Consider the following 24,378-nt stretch of genomic DNA (forward strand, 5'->3'; position numbering starts at 1 on the left):
GATTAATTTAAACCTTCTAGCATTGCTTGAAAGGTTTTGTAACGAATTGCATCATTATTGTGCTGTAAATTTTCTCGAGGTTGATCTAAATACGAGAAATCATCAACTTCCACACCTTTAAATTGGCGATTGAACATCATATTTGCTAAAGCAAGGCGAGACTTAATTTCTGAAGAAGGAGTAATCAAACTAATACGATTTTCAGTAATCGAAAAAATAGTCTGATTCGGAAAATCTTGACGTATTTGTTCAATAATTTTTTGAAATATACCTTTGGCATTCAAAGACAGTAATATAATTTGATCTGCTTTTGCTCCCCGCTCCATTAAAGTCTGAACAAATTGCTCTGAATTATCTGTTTGACGAATATAAATTTTTGCCTGATCATTTGCTAAAAAAGACACCAGTAAGTTTTTCTTCATTTCCTGAATTAAATTAGCATCAACAGTATTTATTGGCTCAAAGTATAAGTAATCAAGAAATTTAGGCGTGAGATTTTTATCTGTTTTAAAAATGCGAGTGAGGATTTTTTCGCTTATTTGGATCTGATTATCAAGAAATTGGGGAGGTAAAGAAAAAAGTGCGGTAAGTTTTTTTTGTAAATTTGTAATTTGTTGTTTGTCTTGTTTAGCTAAAGCCATTGAAAATTGTTGCTTCAAAGCCTCAGCTGATTCAGTGGATATTGATTGATGAGAAGATGGACTAGCTATTACACCTTGTTGAACACCAATAAATGATGCTAATCCAATTAACACAGAATGAAAACTAATTTTCATAATAAACCTCATTTAACTGATATTTTATCAAGCTAAAATACCGCTATACGCGTAAATTTGACCTAAAACAGCTGGATGCCTCGTATTATATCGCAAAACAAAATAAATTGTGAATGATAATTAAAAGGAATACAACCTACTTTATGCATACAAAACTTGCAATTTTGCTTGAAAAGTATAAAATTCGCAGGCTTTTTGTCTATATATACAGAGAAAAAAGTAAGCTATATTCTCAAATCACTTTCGAATTTGAGAATATTCTTTTAGTAATTAAACATTTAGAGGAAGGTTATGGTAACCATTCGTTTATCTCGTGGCGGAGCTAAAAAACGCCCATTTTATCAAATCGTAGTCGCTGACAGTCGTTCACCTCGTGACGGTCGCTTCATTGAACGTGTAGGTTTCTTCAATCCAATTGCACAAGGTAATGCAGAACGTCTTCGCATTAATCTTGAGCGTGTAAATCACTGGGTTGCTCAAGGTGCTTCACTTTCTGATCGTGTTGCGAGCTTGGTAAAAGAAGCACAAAAAGCAGCATAATTTTGCTTTTTGATTTAGTTCTCAAACTAAGATAGGTGAAAAATATGGAACAACAACATATTGAAGTTGTGGGCAAATTAGGCTCAACCTACGGTATTCGTGGGTGGTTGCGTATTTATTCATCAACAGAACAAGCTGAAAGCATTTTTGATTATCAACCTTGGTTTTTAAAAATCAAAGGTGAATGGCAATCAATTGAATTAGAAAACTGGCGTTATCATAATCACGAAATCATCGTTAAATTAAAAGGCGTTGATGACCGTGAAACTGCACAAATTTTAGCGAATGTTGAAATTGGTGTAGATTTATCTGTTTTCCCAGAACTAGAAGAGGGCGATTATTACTGGCACGATTTAATCGGTTGTACAGTCGTAAACTTAGAAGGTTATACAATGGGAACAGTAACAGAAATGATGGAAACGGGTTCTAATGATGTATTAGTGGTTAAAGCCAATACCAAAGATGCTTTTGGAAAACAAGAGCGGTTAATTCCGTTTTTGTATGAACAAGTAGTTAAAAGAGTCGATCTCACCACAAAAACAATTGAAGTGGATTGGGACGCTGGTTTCTAATCTCAAGTATGCACAAACGTAATGTAGTAGGCTTTTTATGTGGATAGGGGTAATTTCATTATTCCCCGAAATGTTTAAAGCGATTACGGAATTTGGGGTTACAGGTAGAGCCGTAAAACATAATCTTCTGAAAGTTGAATGTTGGAATCCAAGAAATTTTACATTCGACAAGCATAAAACTGTGGACGATCGCCCTTATGGTGGTGGCCCAGGAATGCTGATGATGGTGCAACCTTTACGGGATGCGATTCATACTGCAAAAGCAGCGGCAGGAGAAGGCGCAAAGGTGATTTACCTTTCGCCACAAGGACGTAAACTTGATCAAGACGGCGTAACCGAGCTTGCTCAAAATCAGAAATTGATTTTAGTATGTGGACGTTACGAAGGGATTGATGAACGGTTGATTCAAACTGAAATTGATGAAGAATGGTCAATCGGCGATTACGTTCTAACTGGTGGGGAATTGCCGGCAATGACATTAATTGATGCTGTTGCACGTTTTATTCCTGGTGTATTAGGCAAACAAGCCTCCGCAGAAGAAGATTCTTTTGCAGATGGTTTATTAGATTGCCCGCATTACACCAGACCGGAAGTGTTAGAAGGATTAACTGTACCACCCGTGCTGATGTCGGGACATCACGAAGAAATTCGGAAATGGCGATTAAAACAATCGCTACAGAGAACGTGGTTCCGACGCCCTGAGCTCTTAGAAGGCCTAGCTCTGACTGACGAACAACGTAAGCTGTTAAAAGAGGCGCAAGCCGAGCATAACAGTTAGTTTCAGTTACATCTAGGATCAATAAAGGATCAAACAATGTCTAACATTATCAAACAACTTGAACAAGAACAATTAAAACAAAACGTACCTAGCTTCCGCCCAGGTGATACTTTAGAAGTTAAAGTATGGGTAGTTGAAGGTAGCAAACGTCGTTTGCAAGCATTCGAAGGCGTGGTTATTGCAATTCGTAACCGTGGCTTGCACTCAGCATTTACTTTGCGTAAAGTATCTAACGGCGTAGGCGTTGAGCGTGTATTCCAAACTCACTCTCCAGCTGTAGATTCTATCGCAGTTAAACGTAAAGGTGCGGTACGTAAAGCTAAACTTTACTACTTACGTGAACGTTCAGGTAAATCAGCTCGTATTAAAGAGCGTTTAGGCGCATAATTCCATTATATTTAATGATAATCTAAAAAACCTTGGGATATTCCAAGGTTTTTTGCTATGTGGATCATGGTAATTTAATTAATCATTAGGATGATCGATTAAAATTCCTTATTTTACTTCAACAACGATATCGGATTCTGATTTAGGTTTCAATTTACCCACTTCATATAAATCAATGCCAGTATCTTTGGCTATTTCAATTATAGTTTGAACGCTATTAGGCTCAACAGCCACTAATAAACCACCTGATGTTTGAGGATCGCACAAAATCGCTTTTTGTTCTTCCGTTAATGCGCCAACTTTATGTCCATAACTTTCAAAATTACGCCCTGTTCCACCGGGTACGCAACCTTGAGCAATATAATCTTTTACTCCGTCCAAGGTTTTAATTTTGTCCGAAAAAACTACCGCACTTAGATTTGAACCTTCACAGATTTCAATTAAATGGCCAAGTAAACCAAATCCAGTGACATCCGTCATTGCTGTGACGCCATCCACTTGGGAAAATTGACTGCCAATAGAATTCATTTGGCACATAGCGGCAGTGGCTAAACCTTGATGTTCTGGCTTAAGTTTTCCTTTTTTCTCCGCCGTCGTCAAAATACCAATACCAAGCGGTTTTGTCATATAAAGCTTACAACCTGATTTTGCAGAAGCATTACGTTTTACTTTTTCAGTGTCAATCACACCTGTCACGGCTAAACCAAAAATAGGTTCAGGCGAATCAATGGAATGTCCACCCGCCAAAGCAATACCCGCTTGATGGCAAGCAAAACGACCACCATCAACAATTTTCTGTGCAACTTCTGCAGGTAATACATTGGTTGGAAAACCTAAAATAGCGATTCCCATAATCGGCTTACCGCCCATAGCAAAAATGTCACTAATGGCATTGGTCGCGGCAATTCGTCCAAAATCAAAAGGATCATCTACAATCGGCATAAAAAAGTCTGTGGTACTGATAATTGCAGTTCCATTACCAAGATCATACACCGCCGCATCGTCTGCAGTTTCATTGCCAACGAGCAAATTTGGATCATAAAATTTTTCCAGTTCTGAATGTAAAATTGTCCCTAACACCTTAGGCGAAATTTTACAGCCTCAACCTGCACCATGGCTGTATTGCGTCAGCCGAATTTTTTCTTCCATTTCTTATTTACCTTATTGAATATCCGTTTTCGAGAATATGACTTTCAAACCCTATTTTTAATCGTAAAGATCCTCACCATCTTTCCTTGTACGCAATAATTGCAAAATCCAAACATATTGCTCTGGAGATGGTGTAACAAAAGATTCTATTTCTTCGTTCATTGCTCGGGCTGATTGTTCAGGATCATCACTTAAATTCATTGCAGGATGAATTTCCATTTCATATTTGCCCGTTTCAGCGTTATAACGAGGAAACATTGGAATAACAACGGCTTTAGAAAGTTTTGCCATTTTATTTAACCCTGGCAATGTCGCTTTATAAGTCCCAAAGAAATCAACAAATACGCTTTGTTCCACCCCAAAATCTTCATCTGGTAAGTAATAACCCATTTCGCCTTTACGAACATGATTTAAAAAAGGTTTAATACCATTTTGGCGTGCGTGCATTTTTCCGCCGAAACGTTGGCGTGCAATCGTCCAAAGCCAATCCACCAATGGATTACGGTGTGGATTATACATAGAAGTCATTGGCATGCCTTGAGTGTGCAAAATAATGCCAGACGCATCAATCGCCCAGCCATGTGGCACCATAAGAATAATATTCTTTCCTTCAGCTTTTGCCTGTTCGATATGTTCAAGACCGATAAATTCGCTTCGTTTTTGCAAATGTTTCTTTGAACGGATTGCAATCTCACCAATTCCAAACATAACTTGTGTAACAACCGTAAACATTTTATCAATCACTTGCTCACGTTGTTGTTCAGTCCAATGAGGGAAACAATATTGCAAGTTAGTTTGTGCACGCGTACGCTGTTTCTTTGCTTTATGCCCAATCCAAATACCTAATTTTCCCGCAAATTTATCGCGCAGACGAAAAGGCACAAATGCTAACAACAATAAAAAGAAAATACCAAGCCAAATCCCCCAATATTGAGGCTTTAAATACGACCATGAAAAGTGCGCTTCATAGCCCACTCTCGCCGTCAAACGTAAATTTTGTTGATTATCCGACATAATAAAATGTAATTAATTTTAACCGCACTTTTGTGCGCTTTCCGAATTAAAAATGAAACCAACCCTGATCGTAAATCATTTTAGCCGTCATCATAAAAGACATGATAACAACCATCGGTCGAATCAAGGTTTTACCTTTCGTCATCACCATTTTGGCACCTAAATTTGCACCTAAAATGCTCCCAGCCATCATCACGAAACCCACTTTCCAAAGAATTTGTCCACCCAATAAGAAAAGCGCAAAAGAAGCAAGGTTCGAAGTGAAGTTCATCACTTTTGCATGTGCCGTCGCTTTCGGGAGATTAAATCCTAGCAAAGTAACACAGGCTAAACTCATGATTGAGCCAGTCCCTGGTCCAAAGAAGCCATCATAAAAACCTAAAAATGGGCTAACTAAAAGACCAAATAACATGTAACTTAAACGCTGTTTTCGATCTTCATCACCTAATTTAGGGGTAAATAAAAAATATAGACCAATAGCTAAAATCAAAAAAGGCAGCATTTTTTTGAAAATCGCCACGTCAATTGATTGAATTAATAATGTACCTAGGGCTGAACCTAAGAAAACCCAAATCAAAATAAACCAAATATCGCGTAAATTGACCGCTCTTTTTCGCAAGAAATAAAGGCTTGCGGATAATGCACCGCCCATAGCTTGCAATTTGTTGGTGCCTAACGCCATTGCTGGTGGCATGCCAGTCATAAGCAACGCTGGAATAGTAATTAATCCACCACCGCCAGCAATTGCATCGATAAATGATGCGACAAAACCAACACAAAACAATATTGCTAAAAGATCAATGCCGATATCCATATTGATTTACCTTAATGCTATTCTAACCATTCACTCCGATTCGGGGAATTTAAAATTTGTTGGCACAAAAACGGCTCAGGCGGTGTAACTTTAGGTTTGCTCACTGAAGCACCTGGTTTTGGCGGTTCAAACCAAGAATATAATTCGTCTCCACAACCATCACCAGCAGGCACAGGCGCTTGATTTTCACAATAAGATGCATCTGCGGGGCAAGTTAAACGAACATGAAAATGAGAGTTGTGTCCATACCAAGGACGAACTTTGTGTAGCCAACCGCGATCATTGCCAGCGGTTTGACATAATTTTACCTTAATCGCAGGATTAACAAAAATACGCGTCACATTTGGATCTTGTGCGGCTAACTTGATTAACGTCGCATGATTGCTATTCCATACTCGTTCATCCACTCGTTGCGCCTTTCTATCTACAACTAATAAACCTTTACCATCAGAATTCAGCGCATCGGCGTCTGACATTTCGCCCATTCTTAACCAAATATCCGCATCTAATCCCATCTGATGGCTAGCATGACCCGTTAAAAACCGCCCGCCACCCGGCATGGCAATATCACCCACTAACATAGTTGGTAACCCAGCAGCTTTAGCTCGCTGCCCCAAACGTTCAATATACTGAATCATATTTGGATGACCATAATAACGATTGCGATTCATACGAATAACTTGGTAACCTTCACCTTTCGGCGGTAATGCTTGCGCTCCAATAATACACCCGTTGGTATAACTACCAATAGGACTTGCTTTACCATCTTCACTTGGAATAGGGCGTTTCACTTTTTTCCAATCTAGAGGAGACGCAACAACGTTCAGAGAGAAAAGTGCGGTAAAAATTATGGTTGTTTTTAATAAAATTTTATTCATTCTAAAGTTTTGCTGTAGGTAAGTATATCCTAGGTCTTGCCGTGGGTAAGTATATCCTAGGTTTTACCGTGGGTAAGTATATCCTAGGTTTTGCCGTGGGTAAGTATACCCACGGTTAGAAAAATAGTTCCCCTTTGGGGAACTTTACACTTACCCCAAAGGGGTAGCATCAAACTAACCTAGGGTATACCTACCCTAGGCACAGACTCCCATCTTATACTAAGATTATTTACACTGAGCCTTAAAACGTAAGAGATGATCTAATAAGACAATCGCCACCATAGCTTCCGCAATTGGCACAGCACGAATCCCCACACAAGGATCGTGACGACCTTTTGTTACAACTTCTACGGGTTTACCATTAAGATTGATTGAACGACCAGGAATCGTAATGCTTGAAGTTGGTTTTAGTGCAATAGTGGCGATAATTGGCTGTCCTGAACTAATTCCGCCTAAAATGCCGCCTGCGTGATTACTTTCAAAGCCATTAGGTGTCATTTCATCACGATGTTCCGAACCACGTTGTTCAACCACTGCAAAACCATCACCAATTTCGACGCCTTTTACTGCATTAATTCCCATTAATGCGTGAGCAAGATCTGCATCTAAACGGTCAAATACTGGCTCGCCCAATCCTACAGGTACATTTTCTGCAATAACAGTAAGTTTTGCACCAATAGAATCTCCTTCTTTTTTAAGTTCACGGATCAATTCATCGAATTTTTCTACCGCACTTTCATCAGGGCAAAAGAATGGATTGCTGTTTACCTTTTCCCAATCAATTTCTCCGATGATCTGTGGCGAAATTTTCACATGACCGATTTGACTTAAAAAACCACGGACTTCAATACCAAAATGTTCGCGTAAATATTTTTTTGCAATCGCTCCCGCTGCAACTCGCATCGCTGTTTCACGCGCTGAAGAACGCCCACCGCCACGGTAATCACGGATGCCATATTTTTGCTGATAGGTAAAGTCTGCATGACCAGGGCGAAAACGATCTTTAATCTCGCCATAATCTTGCGAACGCTGATCAGCATTTTTAATGATCATCCCAATACTTGTGCCTGTAGTTTTTCCTTCAAACACACCAGATAAAATTTGAACTTCATCGTCTTCACGACGCGGCGTGGTATATCGTGATGTCCCAGGTTTACGACGATCTAAATCTGGCTGAATATCTTGCTCAGATAATTCAAGATTTGGCGGTACCCCATCAACGATACAGCCTAATGCAATCCCATGTGACTCCCCAAAGGTCGTCACACGAAAAAGTTGTCCAATTGTATTACCTGCCATAATTTCCCCTTATTTTTTTACATCAACAAAGGGAATTTCTTCGCCAGTGTCATTATTTTTGATAAATACATCTAATTGATTAAAGGCAATATCAATATTATGTTCTGCAAATAATTCATTAATACGGCGATTAATAGCATCTGTAGTACTGGTACGATCTCCAACTTGTTCTACATAAACACGTAATTCGTGATCCAAAGTACTTGCACCAAAAGTTAAAAAATAAGCAGATGGTTTAGGATCGCGTAAAACAGTCGGCTGTTCATCAGCTGCTTGAAGTAATAATTGACGAACGAGTGTTAAATCAGAACCATAAGCAACACCAACACTAATCACTAAACGTGTCATCGTGCTAGATAATGCCCAATTGGTTACTTGACCTGTCACAAAAGATTTATTTGGCACAATAATTTCTTTGCGATCAAAATCAATTAATGTAATTGCACGAATACGAATTTTCGCTACAGTACCGCTCACTCCATTAATGGTTACGACATCGCCAACTCGGATTGGGCGTTCAAATAGCAAAATAATGCCCGACACAAAGTTTGCAAAAATTTCTTGCATACCAAAACCAAGACCAACGGAAAGTGCGGCAAATAACCATTGTAATTTTGACCAAGACATTCCTAAGGTTGCAAATGCCCACGCACCACCAATGGCGATAAAAATATAAGTGAGCAATGTCGTAATCGTATAAGGCGTACCTTGTGAAAGATTCACGCGAGAGAAAATTAATACTTCCAAAATACCTGAAATATTACGAACCAACACATAAGTAATTCCTAGGATAACCAAAGCAACAAGAAGATTAAATAAAGTAATGCTTTCTATTACAGTGCCAGCATCGGTTGTCGTGGTTTGTTGCCAAAGTGTAATTTCACGTAAATAGCTCACTACTGTGACTAAATCTGACCATACATAGTAGAAAATCCCCAATAATGCTGTCCAAATAAAGAGATCTACAAAACGTAATAATTGGCTACGCACATCATTTAACGCTAAACCTTCCTCTGGCTCTCCCACTGCAACCACATCATCAGAGGAAATATTTTCATAATTATTTTCAAGTGCTTTTTGACGACGTTTTTCTGCTAAACGGCGATGTGCTAAACGACGAGAAGAAACCGTAATACCACGGTAAATCGTATTACGTACTAACCACCATACACACCAAGCAATATAAGAATGAATAAAATGCTCAATTAAATTTAAAGCAGTGTAATAATAGCCTAAAACAATAAGTACGATTAGTCCCACAGGAATTAATCTTAAACCAATTTGTACAATTCTTATTAACCAATGATGTTTATTTGTTTCAGGTTCATAAGAGCGAAGTACTCGATTAAAGCGAGGAGCAATAATCGCCGCACAGAAAATTAGAGCTGTAATAGTATTAATTTGACCTAACACATCATTAGCTAAACCTGCATCAGTGACATTGCTAAACACAGAAGTATTTAAAAGCAATACAATCACAATAATAATGCGTTGGATAACACCACGAAAACGTTGTGCATTCTCTTTTGAAGATTCAAAATGATTAACAAAAATACCATTTGGACGGAACAATGAAATCCAAAATGTAAAGAACCACCAATAACCTGCCATACTAAATGACCAATGCCAAAATTCTTCTGGATTTTTGAAGAAAAAGAAGCCGATCATTTGGCAAACGGCTAAAAACCAAAGTGTACTAGAAAGCGTTAAAAACGCAGTTAATAACAGGGCAAGTGGAGTACTCCACTGACTATCTGTATCTAAGCGATGTATTTCACGATTAATTTTGTTTAATTGTTGTTTAATACGATTTTTAAATTTAAAAATTGCACCACCTACAATAAATAACCCTAAGAAATACATAAGTAAATAAGGTAAATTGTCATAATTAGTTGGAAAACCTAATTTTTTCAACATACCATTAAACTGTTCAATTAAAGCTCTTGGCAGCATTTTTATCCAATCTAAATTAATGGGATTATTACTTTTCACCCAAAAACTTTGCTGCTCTAATTTAGATTGAATTTGATCACTGATTTGTGTAATTTGCTGCTGCGTTAATTCCAAAGAAATCGCGAGATTTAATTGATTATTTAAAGATTTAATCAGATCAGATGTCATTTTTCGACGCTCAGTTAATAGCGTTTTAACCTGCGTTCTTTCTGCCTCAGTAAATTGTTTTCCATCTTCACTTTCAACTTTATTAATATAGTTATTTAGATCATAAAGTTCATTGCGTTTTTGAGTAATGTCAAAAATATGCACACGCAAATCGGCAATTTGTTTTGATAAACCTTGAATATTTAAGTTAGTCGGTAATTTTTGTTTTTGTTGCTGGATAATACGTGAAAGAACTAACGTGCCTTGTAATGCACTAATTTGTTCATCAATAGTATGTTGAGTTTGAGTGAGGCTATCTAAAATATTCCGCATTCTTAACTCATCTTGAGTTAATGAATTCGCTTTTTCTGTTTGTTGTAATAGATACTGACCAAGCTGTGCATTGCGATCAAGTTCTTTTTGAATGTAATCATTTTGCACAGTTTTTTGCTGTTGCTGCTGAGCTTGTTCTAGTTGATTTTGTGATTGCTGAAGATTTTTTTGATTAATGACTTCTTGAATCGCAATAATATTTTGTTGTTGCACCTGCAAACGTAAATTCAATAGGTCGTAACGACTTTGATAAAGTAAAGAAAGCTGATCATTATTTTTTAATAAATTTTGATTATAACTATTCTTTAAATCAATCAGTTGTAATTCAATCTGATATTGTTTTCGTAATGCGCTACCAATATCATTATTGGCCAATTGTTGATTAATTTGCTGAGTGCGTACAACATTTTCCGTTAATGCCGCTTGAGCTCGTTCAGAAATAGAATTTTGCCCTGCCAATTGTGCATTTGCCGCGCCTAATGCGTTTTGCGTATCTTGTAATTGATCATTTAACTTAGCGAGACTATTTTGTAAATCGTCCTGTGACTGTGCATTATAATCAGTACTTGTTGCTGTTTCTTGTTGTTTTTTTAATGCTTGAATTTCTGCATTATTCTTTCTAATTTCACTCTCTGAATGGCTTAATGTTGTTTGCAATGCATCATTGATTTTTTGTTGAGCTTGAATTTGCTGCAATAAATCAATTGATGTTTGTAATTCTGCTAACAACGTATTTTTTGCTTCCCCCTCACTCATTTTTTGAGCGTTAGCCAAATCGGCTTTAAGCGATTGCTCCGTTGGTAATACATTTGTTGAATTTGCCCCTAATGCCCCTTGTGAAACACTAAGGGTAAACATTGCCGAGGCAAAAAGTACGGTAAAAAATGGAGGTGTTTTCATAAGTTTCCTAATCATTATTTTTTCCTAATCTAAATGGTAAAATTAATTTATCTTATCTTGCTTTGCCAGCCAATCGGCAAGCTGTTTACGTGAGATCTTAATGCCTTTCCCAAGCATCAGTGGTAAAGGATAATATGCAATAGGTTGTTTAAAACGTGCGAGTTTATCTTGTAAAAAAAACATTAAATTTTCAACCGCACTTTTGCTAAAGGATTCATTAAAATCCACTAAAGCGACAGGACGCTGACCAAATTCTTTGTTTTTTTGTGGTAAAACAAACACTTGATTAACTGAAGAATGTTGAATAATCACTTGTTCAATTTCTTCTGGCTGAATATTTTCGCCACCAGAAATAAACATATTATCAAGTCGTCCGATAATAACAAGTTCGCCCTCTTGCCAAACACCTTTATCTTTTGTCGGAAGCCAACCTTGGTTATTCGTTAATGAAACAATTTGTCGATCCTTCCAATAACCCATCGCCAAACCCGCACCTTTCAGCCAAACTTCATCATTTACTAAGCGATATTCTCTGCCTAAGAGCGGTTGCCCCACACCTTGTTTTTCATCAGATTTTTTGGCAAAAACTGTCGAAGCCATTTCCGTCATTCCGTAGCCAGAATAAGTTTCAATACCATATTTCACTATTTTTTTCGTGAGTTCAGCAGGAATATGCGTACCACCAAGTAAAATATGACGTGTAGAAAATGAAATAATCGAATTTTCCTGTAAATAATCTAACAAACGTTGTAATTGCGTTGGCACAAGAGAAACGTGGGTCGTTTCTAATAATGAAGCATAAAAATCATCTTTTGGGAAATGTAATTGTGCACCACAATATAACCAACGCCAAACAATACCTTGTCCTGAAACGTGATATAAGGGTAATGAAAGTAACCAAGATTGATTACAATCAAACTTCATTAAGTTACATACCCCTTTTGCATTATCCAAATGCGCTTGGACATTATGCACAACTGCTTTTGGTAAGCCTGTAGAACCAGAGGTTAGCGTCATCGTCGCAGGACGAAAAAAATTAGCTTTTTGTGTAAAAGCATCAATTTCTTGCAAATTCAGCAAATCTTTATCATAAAAACAAAAATCAATTTGATAAAACTCACATAATTCTGCAATTTTTTCTTGTGGAAAAGCAGGATTGATGCCTAAAACTTTTGCGCCAAGCTGAATTGTCGCCAGATATAAAAATAAAATTTTCTCTGAATTTTTTCCCACAAAAGCAACCGCACTTTCCGCATTTACGCCTTTTTTTTGTAAAAAAGCCACCGTTTGGTTAATCTTTGTAGTTAATTCTATCCAAGTAAGCGCATCGCTCTGCGTAGTACGTAAAGCGATTTTATCTGAGAAATCAGGTTGAATAGCAAAATTTTGCCAAGGATACATTATTAATTTACCGTGAAATATGATCGCACTTCATCAATCAATGTTTCAGGTAATTCCATAGATTGCATTGCACCTTCTAGCATCAACATTTTTCGTCCACTATTTGTATTGGTAATAACCCAATAAGGCGTATCTGGAATTTGTTTTGGTTTTGTATGATTGCCAGCCATTAATAATGTCGCTTCGTCACGTGCAAAGTAAACTCGAGTACGTCCTTGTAAAGATTCCGTTGCTTGCGCAAAACTTTCAGGATTTGTACGATAAAGCACACGTAAAATCGCTAAGAAACGCACCACCGCCTTACTTTCTTCTTGAAATTCAGTTGAATTTAATAAAGTTTGGACTTTTTCTACTATCTGATTAATTGCGGTTATTGATTGCTTTTTTGTTGTTTTGATATTTACTTCTTTCACATTAATAGCCTGTTCTGGCTTTTGATCTGCGGATTTGTTAGTTTCTGCTGAAGTAAGAACTAAATCATCAACACTTGAAGTATGCACAGGTAAACTAAGCAAACGGCGTAAAATATCCGAAGCACTTTCCCCAATAGAGCGGGTTTGGCTCGCAATATATTGGTATAATTCTTCATCTACTTCAATGATCTTCATTTTTATCTCTCTGTTTGCTAAAATTTTTTTCAATTATAACGACTTCTTTACAAATTCTCACGTAAAAATTATGGCAAAATCATTACTCAATTATCAATTTCATCAAGTAAAACAAACGATTAATACACCTGTTTTAATTTTTATTCACGGTTTATTCGGCGATATGGATAATCTCGGCGTTATCGCGAGAGCTTTTAGTGAACATTACAGTATTTTACGTATTGATTTACGCAATCACGGCCATAGTTTTCATTCGGAAAAAATGAATTATCAACTGATGGCTGAAGATGTTATCGCAGTAATCCGCCACTTAAATTTATCCAAAGTGATATTAATTGGTCATTCTATGGGGGGAAAAACCGCCATGAAAATCACCGCACTTTGCCCAGAATTAGTCGAAAAATTAATCGTAATTGATATGTCCCCTATGCTTTATGAGGGATTTGGTCATAAAGATGTTTTTAATGGCCTATTTGCGGTAAAAAATGCAAAGCCTGAAAATCGTCAGCAAGCCAAACCGATTTTAAAACAAGAAATTAATGATGAAGACGTTGTACAATTTATGTTGAAATCTTTTGATGTTAATTCAGCTGATTGTTTTCGTTTTAATCTTACCGCACTTTTTAACAATTATGCCAATATTATGGATTGGGAAAAAGTACGTGTATTTACGCCAACTCTTTTTATTAAGGGTGGAAATTCCTCTTATATAAAAATAGAAAATAGCGAAAAAATTCTAGAACAATTTCCTAATGCAACTGCCTTTACGATTAATGGCAGTGGACACTGGGTTCACGCCGAAAAACCTGATTTTGTTATTCGTGCAATTAAACGATTTCTAAATAAGAATTAAGTAGTTTAAGTGAGAATGCTTTTATGATATAGTTCGCCAAATTTGGATAAGCCTTATAATCGATAGATTAAATTTAATATAAAAAAGGAAATAAAAATGGCAATAGTTGGTCTTTTTTATGGTAGTGATACTGGAAACACTGAAAACATCGCAAAACAAATCCAAAAACAATTAGGTAGTGATTTAATTGATATTCGTGATATTGCCAAAAGTAGCAAAGAAGATATTGAAGCATACGATTTCTTGCTTTTCGGTATTCCAACTTGGTATTACGGCGAAGCACAAGCAGACTGGGATGACTTTTTCCCAACACTCGAAGAAATCGATTTTACAGATAAACTTGTAGGTATTTTCGGTTGTGGCGATCAAGAAGATTATGCAGATTATTTCTGTGATGCTATCGGAACTGTGCGCGATATTATAGAGCCACACGGTGCAATTGTGGTAGGAAATTGGCCAACAGAAGGCTATAATTTTGAAGCTTCGAAAGCCTTATTGGAAGATGGCACTTTCATCGGATTATGTATTGATGAAGATCGCCAACCAGAGCTTACCGCAGAGCGTGTAGAAAAATGGTGTAAACAAATTTATGATGAAATGTGCTTAGCTGAATTGGCTTAGTATGTTGTGCATAATAGGAAGAAAAATTATGTCTGAAGAAAATATTAAATTACTCAAAAAAGTGGGATTAAAAATTACAGAGCCTCGCTTAACTATTCTCGCTTTAATGCAAAATCATAAAAATGAACATTTTTCTGCAGAAGATGTTTATAAAATTTTGCTGGAACAAGGTTGTGAAATTGGATTAGCCACAGTTTATCGTGTGCTTAATCAATTTGATGAAGCACATATTGTAATCCGTCATAATTTTGAGGGAAATAAATCCGTTTTTGAGCTTGCTCCAACAGAACATCACGATCATATTATTTGTGAAGATTGCGGTAAAGTATTTGAATTTACGGATAATATTATTGAACAACGTCAGCGTGAAATCAGTGAAAAATACGGCATAAAATTAAAAACGCATAACGTGTATCTTTACGGCAAATGCAGTGATATTAATCATTGTGACGAAAACAATTCAAAATAAATAATATCTAAGGCGACAAAATGTCGCCTTTCTTATATTCAAATTTCATCCTAAAAAATAACCGCACTTTATTACAGTGCGGTTATTTAGTTTAACTTTTTTATTTGTTAATAAACGCCTTGGGCTAACATTGCATCAGCCACCTTAACAAAGCCTGCTACATTTGCCCCAACAACATAGTTAATGTTTTCTTGACCTTCAATTGTGCCGTATTTTTTACAGTTTGCGTGAATATCTAACATAATGCGATGTAATTGAGCGTCCACTTCTTCTGCTGTCCAATATAAACGTTGTGAACTTTGTGCCATTTCTAAACCAGAAGTAGCAACACCACCAGCGTTGGCAGCTTTACCCGGGCCAAATAATACATCTGCAGCTAATAATGCTTCTGTTGCTTCAATTGTTGTTGGCATATTCGCACCTTCAGCCACTAATTTCACACCATTTTTAATTAAACGTTGTGCATCAGAAAGTTCTAATTCATTTTGAGTTGCACAAGGAAGCGCAATATCAACTTGCACTTCCCAAGGGCGTTTACCTTCAAAATATTGCAAACCAAACAGTTCTGCATAATCTTTCACACGACCACGTTTTACATTTTTAATTTCTAAAAGTGCGGCTAATTTTTCAGTAGTAAATCCATTTGGATCATAAACATAACCTGATGAATCAGAACAAGTTACTACTTTTGCACCAAGAGATAATGCTTTTTCAATAGCATATTGTGCTACATTACCAGAACCAGAAACTGAAACTACTTTACCTGCAAAACTATCGCCTTTTTCAGTAAGCATTGCTTGAGCAAAATAAATTAATCCATATCCCGTTGCTTCCGGACGAATTAAACTACCACCGAAAGAAAGACCGCGACCAGTGAAAACACAGGCTGATTGGTTTGATAATTTTTTCATATAGCCAGCTAAATAGCCAACTTCGCGCCCACCAACACCTATATCGCCTGCGGGAACATCTGTATCAGCTCCTACGTGACGATAAAGTTCAGCCATTAATGCTTGGCAAAAACGCATAACTTCAGCATCAGATTTGCCTTTAGGATCAAAATCTGAACCGCCTTTTGCTCCGCCCATAGGCAATGTTGTTAAAGCATTTTTAAAGATTTGCTCAAAACCTAAGAATTTTAAGATAGATAAATTTACTGATGGATGGAAACGCATTCCCCCTTTAAATGGGCCTATGGCACTATTAAATTGTACACGAAATGCTCTGTTTACTTGCACTTGCCCTTTATCGTCAGTCCACGCCACACGGAATTGAAATGCACGTTCAGGCTCAACTAAACGTTCTAATAATGCTTCTGAACGATATTTAGGATTGGCTTCTAAAAAAGGCCAAATTGATGTGAATACCTCGCGAACCGCTTGTAAAAATTCAGGTTGATAACCATCGCGTTGAGCAACTTTTGTTAAAAATGCGTCTAAGGAAGCAACTTTTGACATAATGAATTTCCCTCTTTGTTGATGTTGTGTGTATTGTATTTTTTATTGTATACGCCTCGTGAAGCGCATAGACAATATGCAATGGCTAATTTAATCTTGCAACCATTTTTATAAAGGAAATTTAAAGAAAAGGAAAAAGTAAAGAAATTATCTAAAAAATATCGTATTTATTAGATAAAAAATAAAAAACGACAGAAAACCATCAGGTAATGATATTTTCAATAAAAATATAGAGCAGACTACAAATCATATTTCTAGTAAATCACTACGAAAATATGTTTTATGAAAAAACAAAATTAGGGTTATATCAATATAATAAAAACGGGGGCAAAGCTCCCATACTATTAACAATTAAGTTCATCATTGTGTTTTTTCTGATTCATCATTATTTTTAACCGCACTTTCGTCGTCTTTTGGTTGATAAAATCGAGCGACCAATAGACCGAGCTCAAACAGCAAGCACATCGGTATGGCAAGCAAAGTTTGTGAAAAAACATCAGGAGGCGTTAAAAGCATTCCAATAAAAAATGCTGCAACAATAATATAAGGGCGTTTTTCGGAAAGAGCCTTTACAGTGGTAATACCAGTCCAGCAAAGTAGAATAATCGCAATTGGCACTTCAAAACAAACGCCAAAAGCTAAAAATAACGCTAAAGCAAAATCTAAATAACTACTAATATCTGTTGCGATGGTAACGCCTTCTGGGGCTGTTTGTGTAAAGAAGCTGAATACAAGAGGAAAGACGACATAGTAAGCAAAAGCAACACCGCAATAAAATAAAATCGTACTGGAAAATAACAACGGATAAATCATCCGTTTTTCGTGCTGATATAAAGCAGGTGCAATAAAAGCCCAAATTTGATAAAGCAAATAAGGGACAGAAATAAAAATTGCAACAATCGCAGTTAATTTAATTGGCGTAAAGAAAGGAGTTTGAATATTGGTTGCAATCATTGTTGCGCCTTTTGGCATAACAGCCGTTAAAGGTGCAGCAACAAAATGATAAATATCATTGGAAAAATACACCAAAGCAACAAAAACCAACACTACACAAATCACACAGCGTAATAAACGGTTTCTTAGTTCAACAAGGTGCGTAATTAAAGGTTGAGATTCATCCACATTACTCATAAAAACTCGCTATGATTTAGTTTTTGAAGATTGAGATTTTGACGCTGGAGCGATTTCAATATCATCAGGAGGATAATAGCTAGATAAATGTGTGTTCAGTTCTACTTTCTCGTGAGTTTCAAGTGCGGTCAAATCTGTAGGTGTTTTTTCTGCTTCAGATAAAGTTTCTGCAGCCTCCTCAACTGAGATTGCATTTTGAGGTTTTTCTGCATTTTCAGCCGCATTTTTGATTTCTTTGATTTGATCTTCCACCGTTGTACCAGCTTGAGCTGCTTTATCTTCTAGCTCCGCTTTCATCTTATCTGCTTGAGCTTTTAATTCTTCCACCGTTTTACTCAATTCTGGTGAAAGGGCTTGCAAGTTAAGGGATTCCGCTTTTTTAATACTATCTTGTAATTCTTGCAATTTTAGCTCTTGTTTCAACTCATTTTGAACGTTAGCAGCTAAACCACGAATTGTTTTTACCCAATCCATTACAGTGCGAATTGCTATAGGCAAACGTTTCGGGCCTAATACAACCAATCCCAAAACCATTAGTAAAATAAGTTCTGAAAAACCAATATCAAACACGGATTAAGCCTGCTCTTTCTCTTTTATATTTTCTTTTTTTGCAGACGCTGTTTCATTATCTATAGACTTAAATTCCGCATCTTTTACTTTTTCATCTTCTTTCATCGCCTTTTTGAAACCTTTCACTGCTGCACCAAGATCTGAGCCAGCATTTCTTAATTTTTTCGTGCCAAAAATCAATAAAATAACGACTAATAAAATAATCAGTTGAGCGGGGGATAAACCAAACATAATAAACTCCGTTCTGTAAAAAAGAAAAAATTTGGCTCGGAATATACTCTTTTTAGCCATTTAGAACAATAGCTATAGGAGATTATTTTTATGTTATCCTGATCTTGATCACAAAACCTGATTTTTAACTTATTGATGTAATAAAAAAGTTAAAATTTATCTATCTCTAAAAATTGTATTTTTCTTCTAATTCTGTGATGTGAGCACTTTTATCCTTTTAGCTCGTTTCAGGAATTTGCGGTAAATTCACAGCTTTTACCGAGCCTAGTGCTTTCGCTTTTTGGTAAAACGCTAATTTGTATTCAAGCAAATCTAAATAACGTTTTAATTCGGCAATTTGACACTTTACATTTTTTGTTTGATTTTCAAATAAGGAAAGGCGTTCTTCAATAGTATCGTCGCCAATGATGGTACATTCTGCAAAGCGTTTGATGTCTTTTAAGCTCATTCCTGTATTTTTCAAGCATTGTAATAAACTCAACCATTGCAAATCCTTGTCGGTAAAACGGCGATTACCGTATTCATCACGTCCGACATTAGGTAACAAGCCTTCTTTGTCATAAAAGCGTAAGGTGTAGGCGGAAATGCCTATTTTTTCAGCAGCTTTAGCGGTGGTGTAAGTCACTTTTTATTCCCTTTAAACAAAAATGGTAAAAAAACACTTGCTTTAGAGTGAACTCTAAAGTGTAAACTGTTGCTATCTTGCTTACGTAAGGCAACTTTGTCAATGGATTAAGAGGAAAAACAATGGAAATTAAACAAATCAACTCAACCATCAAATCTCGTGCGGCGGTAGCATTCGCCCCAAATCAACCCTTACAAATTGTGGAAATCGACGTAGAAATGCCTCGCAAAGGCGAAGTGTTAATTCGTAACACGCACACGGGCGTTTGCCATACTGATGCGTTTACGTTATCAGGAAGCGATCCTGAAGGGGTATTCCCTGTGGTGCTAGGACACGAAGGTGCGGGTGTGGTTGTTGCGGTTGGCGAAGGTGTGTTAAGCGTAAAACCGGGCGATCACGTCATTCCTCTTTATACTGCTGAATGTGGCGAATGTGAGTTTTGTCGCTCGGGTAAAACCAACCTATGCGTCTCAGTGCGTGACACGCAAGGTAAAGGCTTAATGCCTGATTGCACGACACGTTTTTCTTATCAAGGTCAGCCGATCTATCACTATATGGGCTGTTCGACTTTCAGTGAATACTCAGTTGTTGCAGAAGTTTCACTGGCGAAAATCAACCCAGAAGCCAACCACGAACAAGTATGTTTACTTGGCTGTGGCGTTACCACAGGTATTGGTGCGGTACATAATACGGCAAAAGTGCAAGAAGGCGACTCTGTTGCCGTGTTTGGCTTGGGTGCGATTGGTTTAGCGGTAGTACAAGGTGCACGTCAAGCCAAAGCCGGCCGTATTATCGCCATTGATACCAATCCTGCAAAATTTGAGTTGGCAAAACAGTTTGGTGCAACGGATTGTTTAAACCCTAATGATTACGATAAGCCGATCAAAGATGTGTTGTTAGATATTAATAAATGGGGCATTGACCATACCTTTGAATGTATCGGTAATGTAAACGTAATGCGTCAAGCATTAGAAAGTGCTCACCGTGGCTGGGGACAATCCATTATCATCGGCGTAGCGGGTGCAGGACAAGAAATTTCAACGCGTCCGTTCCAATTGGTAACAGGCCGTGTTTGGAAAGGCTCGGCATTTGGTGGCGTGAAAGGTCGCTCTGAACTTCCGCAAATGGTGGAAGATTCAATGAAAGGCGACATCCAGTTAGAACCGTTTGTGACTCACACAATGCCACTTGATCAAATTAATGAAGCCTTTGAATTAATGCACGAAGGTAAATCAATCCGTACTGTTATTCACTACTAAGGTACGCTATGAAACTAATTGAACAACATCAAATTTTTGGCGGTTCACAGCAAGTTTGGGCACATAATGCCCAAACACTTCAATGTGAAATGAAATTTGCCGTCTATTTGCCAAATAATCCGGAGAATCGACCTCTTGGCGTGATTTATTGGCTTTCTGGCTTAACTTGTACAGAACAAAATTTCATTACCAAATCAGGCTTTCAACGTTATGCCGCAGAACATCAAGTGATTGTGGTTGCCCCCGATACTAGCCCTCGCGGAGAGCAAGTGCCGAATGATGCGGCTTACGATTTAGGGCAGGGAGCGGGCTTTTATCTTAATGCGACCGAGCAGCCTTGGGCGACGAATTATCAAATGTATGATTATATCTTGAATGAATTGCCTGATTTGATTGAAGCAAATTTCCCTACTAACGGCAAACGTTCCATTATGGGACATTCAATGGGCGGACACGGTGCATTGGTATTGGCACTGCGAAATCGGGAACGTTATCAAAGTGTTTCTGCCTTTTCGCCTATTTTATCGCCAAGCCAGGTGCCTTGGGGAGAAAAAGCCTTTTCTACCTATTTAGGGGAAGATCGTGAAAAATGGCAGCAATATGATGCCAGCTCGCTCATTCAACAAGGCTATAAAGTGCAAGGTATGCGCATTGAGCAGGGCTTGGAAGATGAGTTTTTGCCTACACAATTGCGTACCGAAGATTTTATCGAAACCTGTCGAGTGGCAAGTCAGCCTGTCGATGTGCGCTTCCATAAAGGCTATGATCACAGCTATTACTTCATCGCCAGTTTTATTGGCGAGCATATTGCCTATCATGCGGAATTTTTGAAGTAAGCTAAAGAGCGGTCAGTTTTCAAAGCAGTTTGGGATAGCCGGCACGAGGGCGGTAAAAAGTGCCGGCAATAGTTTATTCAGTCTGAACTAGAAGAACCAAGCCTGAAACAATATCAAAAAATTTCTTTAAATAATAATCTAACTCTTTGGAAAGGTAGATAATCTCTTTCTAGCCATTTTATCTTTATTTCCAAATGCGGGAATCAAATATTTTCTTACGTAATTCAGGGTATTCATCAATTTTAAACTCTGGCGTTTTTCCTTCTTTAAGCTGGCGTTGATAATCCTTCATTAATTTCCATACGATTGGCGACAACATCAAAATTGCGATCAAGTTAATGATTGCCATGACAGCCATCACCGTATCTGCGAAATTCCACACCACATTGCCAGAGCGAACCGCACCGAAATACACGAAAAATAGCACCATTAAACGGAACAAAAATACAAACCAAGGTTTATTTTTTATAAAACGGATATTGCTTTCCGCATAAGCATAGTTACCAATAATAGAAGAATAAGCGAATAACAATAAGATAAACGCCAGGAAATGCACCCCAAATTCACCTATGTGGTATTGCAAAGCATTTTGCGTAAGTGAGATACTTTTGAGCGTTTCGCTACCATAATTATTCGAAAGCAAAATAATAACGGCAGTACAAGTACAAACGATCATTGTATCAACAAACACACCGAGCATTTGCACTAAACCTTGGCTAACTGGATGCTTAACGTGAGCTGCTGCAGCCGAATTAGGCGCAGATCCCATCCCCGCTTCGTTTGAGAATAAACCACGTTTAATCCCCATCATCATTGCTTTCGATACCAATGCACCAAACATTCCGCCAGCGGCAGCATCAAAACTAAATGCACTTTGAACAATACGATGAATCACGGAAGGGATCATATCAATATGCATGCCAAGAATAATTACTGCTATAATCAAATAGAAAAGTGCCATCATTGGTACAAGGTTGCTCGAAATAATCGCAATACGCTTAACGCCACCGAAAATAATAAGTGCGGTAAAAATTACTAATGAAATACCGACATATTCCCCTTTCCAATTCCACGCATTACTCGTTGCTTCAACAATAGAGTTTGCCTGCACAGAATTAAAGGCAAAACCAAATGTAAAAATTAATGCAAGTGCAAAAGCCACTGCCATACAACGTGATTTTAAACCTTGAACAATATAATAAGCAGGGCCACCGCGGAATGATCCATCTTTATCTTGAATTTTAAATAATTGAGCAAGGGTAGATTCAGCGAAAGCACTCGACATACCAATAAATGCCGTTACCCACATCCAAAACACTGCGCCTTCGCCTCCCAAGGCGATTGCCGTTGCAACCCCACCAATGTTACCCACACCAACGCGGCTCGCAAGACCTGTCGTAAATGCTTGGAAAGGTGTTAACGAACTACCCTCCACCGCACGACCAAACCACATTTCACGAAGACTTGCTGGGAATAAACGGAACTGCACAAATCCTGTTGTAATGGTAAAAAATAGACCAGTCCCAAGCAAAATAATAATTGTGACATCCCATAAAGGCCCGTCAAGGTGTGCGACTATCCAAGTTAGCACTTCTTCTAACATTTTTGAAAATTCAAAGTCCATAATCATCCCTCAAGCGATAAATAATTTGATTGTATGGTTTTTCAATGAAAAGGCGAGATTTTTTAATAATTTCTCTAAAGAAAAGAAAAACAAAAAAGAAAAAATCTAATAAATTTAGAATATTCTAAATATTTTTCAAAAACAAAGGGCATATTATTTGAATACGCCCCACTAGTTTGTTGAATTATTTGGTTAAAAACAACGCTGCCGCGCCACGCACACCACCAGAATCGCCGTGTTTCGCTTTTTTAATTGGTGGAACTTTTGCTGTCCGCATCAAGTGAGGCGGTAATGCTTTTGGTAAAGCCTCATAAAGGTAATCAAAATTAGATAATCCACCGCCGAGTACAATCATATGCGGATCAAATGCCGTAATGATATTGCCAATAGAAATCGCCGCCAACTCAACAAAAAGATTCACAAAATCTACCGCACTTTCATTGCCTTGATAGAACAAATCAATAATTTCACGAGCAGATAATGTTTCGCCTTTCAAATCTCGATAAAGCATTTCAAAACCGCGACCAGACAAATAATTATCCAAACAAGCCTTGTTGCCACAACCACATTGATAAATAGGGGCGTTATCCCATCCCAATAATTTCAAGGCATGATAATTTAGTTGTAAATGACCAAGCTCTCCCGCCATTCCCACTTGACCTGAATGAACTTTACCGTTTAAGACAAAGCCACCACCAAAACCAGTCCCAAGAATTAAACCAAGTACAGTCGAATATTGCTGATTTTCCGTATCCCATGCTTCAGATAACGCAAAACAATTTGCGTCATTTTCTGCCCGCACTTCACGGCCCAAACGCGCGGACAAATCGCATAAAATTGGTTTATTATCTGCCACACGAATATTGGCAATTTCGGCTAATCCAGTTTGTTGATTAACAAAACCAGGTACGCCCAAACCTACGGTGCCCACCTCACCAAACTTTTCATCAGCACGATTCACTAAATCCACAATCGTGTTAAGCCATTCTTCATAGTCGGTTTTAGGTGTTGGTACCCGTTCAGAATATAATTTTTCTAATTTTTCATTGAATACGGCAAGCTCTATTTTCGTGCCACCAATATCTAAACCATAATACATAATCTGCTCCTGTATAAAGAAGTGCGGTTAAAATTAGGCAAAATTTTAACCGCA

At 37.6% G+C, this 24,378-nt stretch carries 25 protein-coding genes; 9 read left to right on the plus strand and 16 right to left on the minus strand.

Annotation, left to right across the window (positions count from 1 at the left end; all coding sequences use genetic code 11):
• Nucleotides 1-2: 2 nt before the first annotated feature.
• A complete protein-coding gene (locus HMPREF2644_RS02110) occupies nt 3-776 on the minus strand; it encodes a hypothetical protein (protein ID WP_005648742.1) in 774 nt (257 codons plus the stop codon).
• A gap of 291 nt (nt 777-1,067) precedes the next feature.
• Here HMPREF2644_RS02110 and rpsP point away from each other — a divergent pair, with 291 nt between their 5' ends.
• Genes rpsP through rplS form a run of 4 tightly spaced genes read left to right on the plus strand, consistent with a single transcriptional unit; the run spans nt 1,068 to nt 3,053 of the window.
• Nucleotides 1,068-1,316 (plus strand): 30S ribosomal protein S16, encoded by a 249-nt coding sequence (gene rpsP / locus HMPREF2644_RS02115; RefSeq protein WP_005653865.1) that lies wholly within the window; start codon nt 1,068-1,070, stop codon nt 1,314-1,316.
• Nucleotides 1,317-1,360: 44 nt separating this feature from the next.
• Entirely contained in the window at nt 1,361-1,888 is a 528-nt protein-coding gene (rimM, locus tag HMPREF2644_RS02120) for a ribosome maturation factor RimM (protein WP_005658489.1), read from the plus strand.
• A 37-nt stretch (nt 1,889-1,925) separates the two neighbouring features.
• Entirely contained in the window at nt 1,926-2,666 is a 741-nt protein-coding gene (gene trmD / locus HMPREF2644_RS02125) for a tRNA (guanosine(37)-N1)-methyltransferase TrmD (RefSeq protein ID WP_011271922.1), read from the plus strand.
• A gap of 36 nt (nt 2,667-2,702) precedes the next feature.
• Entirely contained in the window at nt 2,703-3,053 is a 351-nt protein-coding gene (rplS, locus tag HMPREF2644_RS02130) for a 50S ribosomal protein L19 (RefSeq protein ID WP_005648735.1), read from the plus strand.
• Nucleotides 3,054-3,161: 108 nt separating this feature from the next.
• On the opposite strand, the gene selD is transcribed toward rplS, so the two are convergent.
• From selD to seqA, 8 genes are all read right to left on the minus strand, one after another.
• On the minus strand, nt 3,162-4,202 hold the full coding sequence (selD, locus tag HMPREF2644_RS02135) for a selenide, water dikinase SelD (protein ID WP_079989920.1): 1,041 nt from the start codon (nt 4,200-4,202) through the stop codon (nt 3,162-3,164).
• 57 nt (nt 4,203-4,259) lie between these two features.
• Entirely contained in the window at nt 4,260-5,216 is a 957-nt protein-coding gene (lpxM, locus tag HMPREF2644_RS02140; protein WP_038440871.1) for a lauroyl-Kdo(2)-lipid IV(A) myristoyltransferase, read from the minus strand.
• Nucleotides 5,217-5,262: 46 nt separating this feature from the next.
• A complete protein-coding gene (locus tag HMPREF2644_RS02145) occupies nt 5,263-6,030 on the minus strand; it encodes a TSUP family transporter (protein ID WP_005648731.1) in 768 nt (255 codons plus the stop codon).
• A gap of 17 nt (nt 6,031-6,047) precedes the next feature.
• Nucleotides 6,048-6,908 (minus strand): penicillin-insensitive murein endopeptidase, encoded by an 861-nt coding sequence (gene mepA / locus HMPREF2644_RS02150; protein WP_038440873.1) that lies wholly within the window; start codon nt 6,906-6,908, stop codon nt 6,048-6,050.
• A 225-nt stretch (nt 6,909-7,133) separates the two neighbouring features.
• Nucleotides 7,134-8,207 carry a chorismate synthase gene (gene aroC, locus HMPREF2644_RS02155; protein WP_038440875.1) on the minus strand — a complete coding sequence of 358 codons (1,074 nt, stop codon included), beginning with the start codon at nt 8,205-8,207 and terminating at the stop codon, nt 7,134-7,136.
• 9 nt (nt 8,208-8,216) lie between these two features.
• Nucleotides 8,217-11,540, minus strand: a complete 3,324-nt coding sequence (mscK, locus tag HMPREF2644_RS02160; RefSeq protein WP_038440877.1) for a mechanosensitive channel MscK — start codon at nt 11,538-11,540, stop codon at nt 8,217-8,219.
• A 42-nt stretch (nt 11,541-11,582) separates the two neighbouring features.
• Nucleotides 11,583-12,941, minus strand: a complete 1,359-nt coding sequence (gene menE, locus HMPREF2644_RS02165) for an o-succinylbenzoate--CoA ligase (RefSeq protein WP_011271916.1) — start codon at nt 12,939-12,941, stop codon at nt 11,583-11,585.
• 2 nt (nt 12,942-12,943) lie between these two features.
• The gene (gene seqA, locus HMPREF2644_RS02170; protein ID WP_011271915.1) at nt 12,944-13,549 is read right to left on the minus strand and encodes a replication initiation negative regulator SeqA; all 606 of its coding nucleotides are present in this window, start codon (nt 13,547-13,549) and stop codon (nt 12,944-12,946) included.
• A gap of 70 nt (nt 13,550-13,619) precedes the next feature.
• Here seqA and HMPREF2644_RS02175 point away from each other — a divergent pair, with 70 nt between their 5' ends.
• From HMPREF2644_RS02175 to fur, 3 genes are all read left to right on the plus strand, one after another.
• The gene (locus tag HMPREF2644_RS02175) at nt 13,620-14,402 is read left to right on the plus strand and encodes an alpha/beta fold hydrolase (protein ID WP_038440879.1); all 783 of its coding nucleotides are present in this window, start codon (nt 13,620-13,622) and stop codon (nt 14,400-14,402) included.
• A 96-nt stretch (nt 14,403-14,498) separates the two neighbouring features.
• Nucleotides 14,499-15,023 carry a flavodoxin FldA gene (fldA, locus tag HMPREF2644_RS02180; protein WP_005648709.1) on the plus strand — a complete coding sequence of 175 codons (525 nt, stop codon included), beginning with the start codon at nt 14,499-14,501 and terminating at the stop codon, nt 15,021-15,023.
• A gap of 28 nt (nt 15,024-15,051) precedes the next feature.
• Nucleotides 15,052-15,492 (plus strand): ferric iron uptake transcriptional regulator, encoded by a 441-nt coding sequence (fur, locus tag HMPREF2644_RS02185; protein ID WP_005658517.1) that lies wholly within the window; start codon nt 15,052-15,054, stop codon nt 15,490-15,492.
• Between the two features lie 107 nt (nt 15,493-15,599).
• On the opposite strand, the gene gdhA is transcribed toward fur, so the two are convergent.
• From gdhA to HMPREF2644_RS02210, 5 genes are all read right to left on the minus strand, one after another.
• On the minus strand, nt 15,600-16,949 hold the full coding sequence (gdhA, locus tag HMPREF2644_RS02190; RefSeq protein ID WP_070828195.1) for an NADP-specific glutamate dehydrogenase: 1,350 nt from the start codon (nt 16,947-16,949) through the stop codon (nt 15,600-15,602).
• A 360-nt stretch (nt 16,950-17,309) separates the two neighbouring features.
• Entirely contained in the window at nt 17,310-18,080 is a 771-nt protein-coding gene (gene tatC, locus HMPREF2644_RS02195) for a twin-arginine translocase subunit TatC (RefSeq protein WP_005658522.1), read from the minus strand.
• A 9-nt stretch (nt 18,081-18,089) separates the two neighbouring features.
• Nucleotides 18,090-18,650: a Sec-independent protein translocase protein TatB gene (tatB, locus tag HMPREF2644_RS02200; RefSeq protein WP_005688082.1), complete on the minus strand. Its 561-nt coding sequence runs from the start codon at nt 18,648-18,650 to the stop codon at nt 18,090-18,092.
• Nucleotides 18,651-18,653: 3 nt separating this feature from the next.
• Nucleotides 18,654-18,881 (minus strand): twin-arginine translocase TatA/TatE family subunit, encoded by a 228-nt coding sequence (gene tatA, locus HMPREF2644_RS02205; RefSeq protein ID WP_005648696.1) that lies wholly within the window; start codon nt 18,879-18,881, stop codon nt 18,654-18,656.
• A 217-nt stretch (nt 18,882-19,098) separates the two neighbouring features.
• Nucleotides 19,099-19,506 carry a MerR family transcriptional regulator gene (locus HMPREF2644_RS02210; RefSeq protein WP_005691542.1) on the minus strand — a complete coding sequence of 136 codons (408 nt, stop codon included), beginning with the start codon at nt 19,504-19,506 and terminating at the stop codon, nt 19,099-19,101.
• A gap of 149 nt (nt 19,507-19,655) precedes the next feature.
• Between HMPREF2644_RS02210 and HMPREF2644_RS02215 the strand changes: the two genes are divergently transcribed.
• Both HMPREF2644_RS02215 and fghA read left to right on the plus strand, forming a co-directional pair.
• Nucleotides 19,656-20,765, plus strand: a complete 1,110-nt coding sequence (locus HMPREF2644_RS02215) for an S-(hydroxymethyl)glutathione dehydrogenase/class III alcohol dehydrogenase (protein WP_197541710.1) — start codon at nt 19,656-19,658, stop codon at nt 20,763-20,765.
• 8 nt (nt 20,766-20,773) lie between these two features.
• Nucleotides 20,774-21,601 (plus strand): S-formylglutathione hydrolase, encoded by an 828-nt coding sequence (gene fghA, locus HMPREF2644_RS02220; RefSeq protein WP_042599384.1) that lies wholly within the window; start codon nt 20,774-20,776, stop codon nt 21,599-21,601.
• A gap of 184 nt (nt 21,602-21,785) precedes the next feature.
• Here fghA and HMPREF2644_RS02225 read toward each other — a convergent pair whose 3' ends face one another.
• Together HMPREF2644_RS02225 and nagK are read right to left on the minus strand one after the other, a co-directional pair.
• Nucleotides 21,786-23,225, minus strand: a complete 1,440-nt coding sequence (locus HMPREF2644_RS02225) for an alanine/glycine:cation symporter family protein (protein WP_005664316.1) — start codon at nt 23,223-23,225, stop codon at nt 21,786-21,788.
• Between the two features lie 184 nt (nt 23,226-23,409).
• Nucleotides 23,410-24,324, minus strand: coding sequence for an N-acetylglucosamine kinase (gene nagK, locus HMPREF2644_RS02230; protein ID WP_070828196.1), 915 nt, complete (start codon nt 24,322-24,324; stop codon nt 23,410-23,412).
• Between the last annotated feature and the right edge of the window lie 54 nt (nt 24,325-24,378).

The organism is Haemophilus sp. HMSC071C11 (genome assembly GCF_001837655.1).
GTDB classification, from domain to species: Bacteria; Pseudomonadota; Gammaproteobacteria; order Enterobacterales; family Pasteurellaceae; genus Haemophilus; species Haemophilus influenzae.

Bases quoted from the DNA above. Each gene is read 5' to 3' on its own strand.
- HMPREF2644_RS02110 (WP_005648742.1), bottom strand. From the start codon at position 776: ATGAAAATTAGTTTTCATTCTGTGTTAATTGGATTAGCATCATTTATT.
- rpsP (WP_005653865.1), top strand. From the start codon at position 1,068: ATGGTAACCATTCGTTTATCTCGTGGCGGAGCTAAAAAACGCCCATTT.
- rimM (WP_005658489.1), top strand. From the start codon at position 1,361: ATGGAACAACAACATATTGAAGTTGTGGGCAAATTAGGCTCAACCTAC.
- trmD (WP_011271922.1), top strand. From the start codon at position 1,926: ATGTGGATAGGGGTAATTTCATTATTCCCCGAAATGTTTAAAGCGATT.
- rplS (WP_005648735.1), top strand. From the start codon at position 2,703: ATGTCTAACATTATCAAACAACTTGAACAAGAACAATTAAAACAAAAC.
- lpxM (WP_038440871.1), bottom strand. From the start codon at position 5,216: ATGTCGGATAATCAACAAAATTTACGTTTGACGGCGAGAGTGGGCTAT.
- HMPREF2644_RS02145 (WP_005648731.1), bottom strand. From the start codon at position 6,030: ATGGATATCGGCATTGATCTTTTAGCAATATTGTTTTGTGTTGGTTTT.
- mepA (WP_038440873.1), bottom strand. From the start codon at position 6,908: ATGAATAAAATTTTATTAAAAACAACCATAATTTTTACCGCACTTTTC.
- aroC (WP_038440875.1), bottom strand. From the start codon at position 8,207: ATGGCAGGTAATACAATTGGACAACTTTTTCGTGTGACGACCTTTGGG.
- mscK (WP_038440877.1), bottom strand. From the start codon at position 11,540: ATGAAAACACCTCCATTTTTTACCGTACTTTTTGCCTCGGCAATGTTT.
- menE (WP_011271916.1), bottom strand. From the start codon at position 12,941: ATGTATCCTTGGCAAAATTTTGCTATTCAACCTGATTTCTCAGATAAA.
- seqA (WP_011271915.1), bottom strand. From the start codon at position 13,549: ATGAAGATCATTGAAGTAGATGAAGAATTATACCAATATATTGCGAGC.
- HMPREF2644_RS02175 (WP_038440879.1), top strand. From the start codon at position 13,620: ATGGCAAAATCATTACTCAATTATCAATTTCATCAAGTAAAACAAACG.
- fldA (WP_005648709.1), top strand. From the start codon at position 14,499: ATGGCAATAGTTGGTCTTTTTTATGGTAGTGATACTGGAAACACTGAA.
- fur (WP_005658517.1), top strand. From the start codon at position 15,052: ATGTCTGAAGAAAATATTAAATTACTCAAAAAAGTGGGATTAAAAATT.
- gdhA (WP_070828195.1), bottom strand. From the start codon at position 16,949: ATGTCAAAAGTTGCTTCCTTAGACGCATTTTTAACAAAAGTTGCTCAA.
- tatC (WP_005658522.1), bottom strand. From the start codon at position 18,080: ATGAGTAATGTGGATGAATCTCAACCTTTAATTACGCACCTTGTTGAA.
- tatA (WP_005648696.1), bottom strand. From the start codon at position 18,881: ATGTTTGGTTTATCCCCCGCTCAACTGATTATTTTATTAGTCGTTATT.
- fghA (WP_042599384.1), top strand. From the start codon at position 20,774: ATGAAACTAATTGAACAACATCAAATTTTTGGCGGTTCACAGCAAGTT.
- HMPREF2644_RS02225 (WP_005664316.1), bottom strand. From the start codon at position 23,225: ATGGACTTTGAATTTTCAAAAATGTTAGAAGAAGTGCTAACTTGGATA.
- nagK (WP_070828196.1), bottom strand. From the start codon at position 24,324: ATGTATTATGGTTTAGATATTGGTGGCACGAAAATAGAGCTTGCCGTA.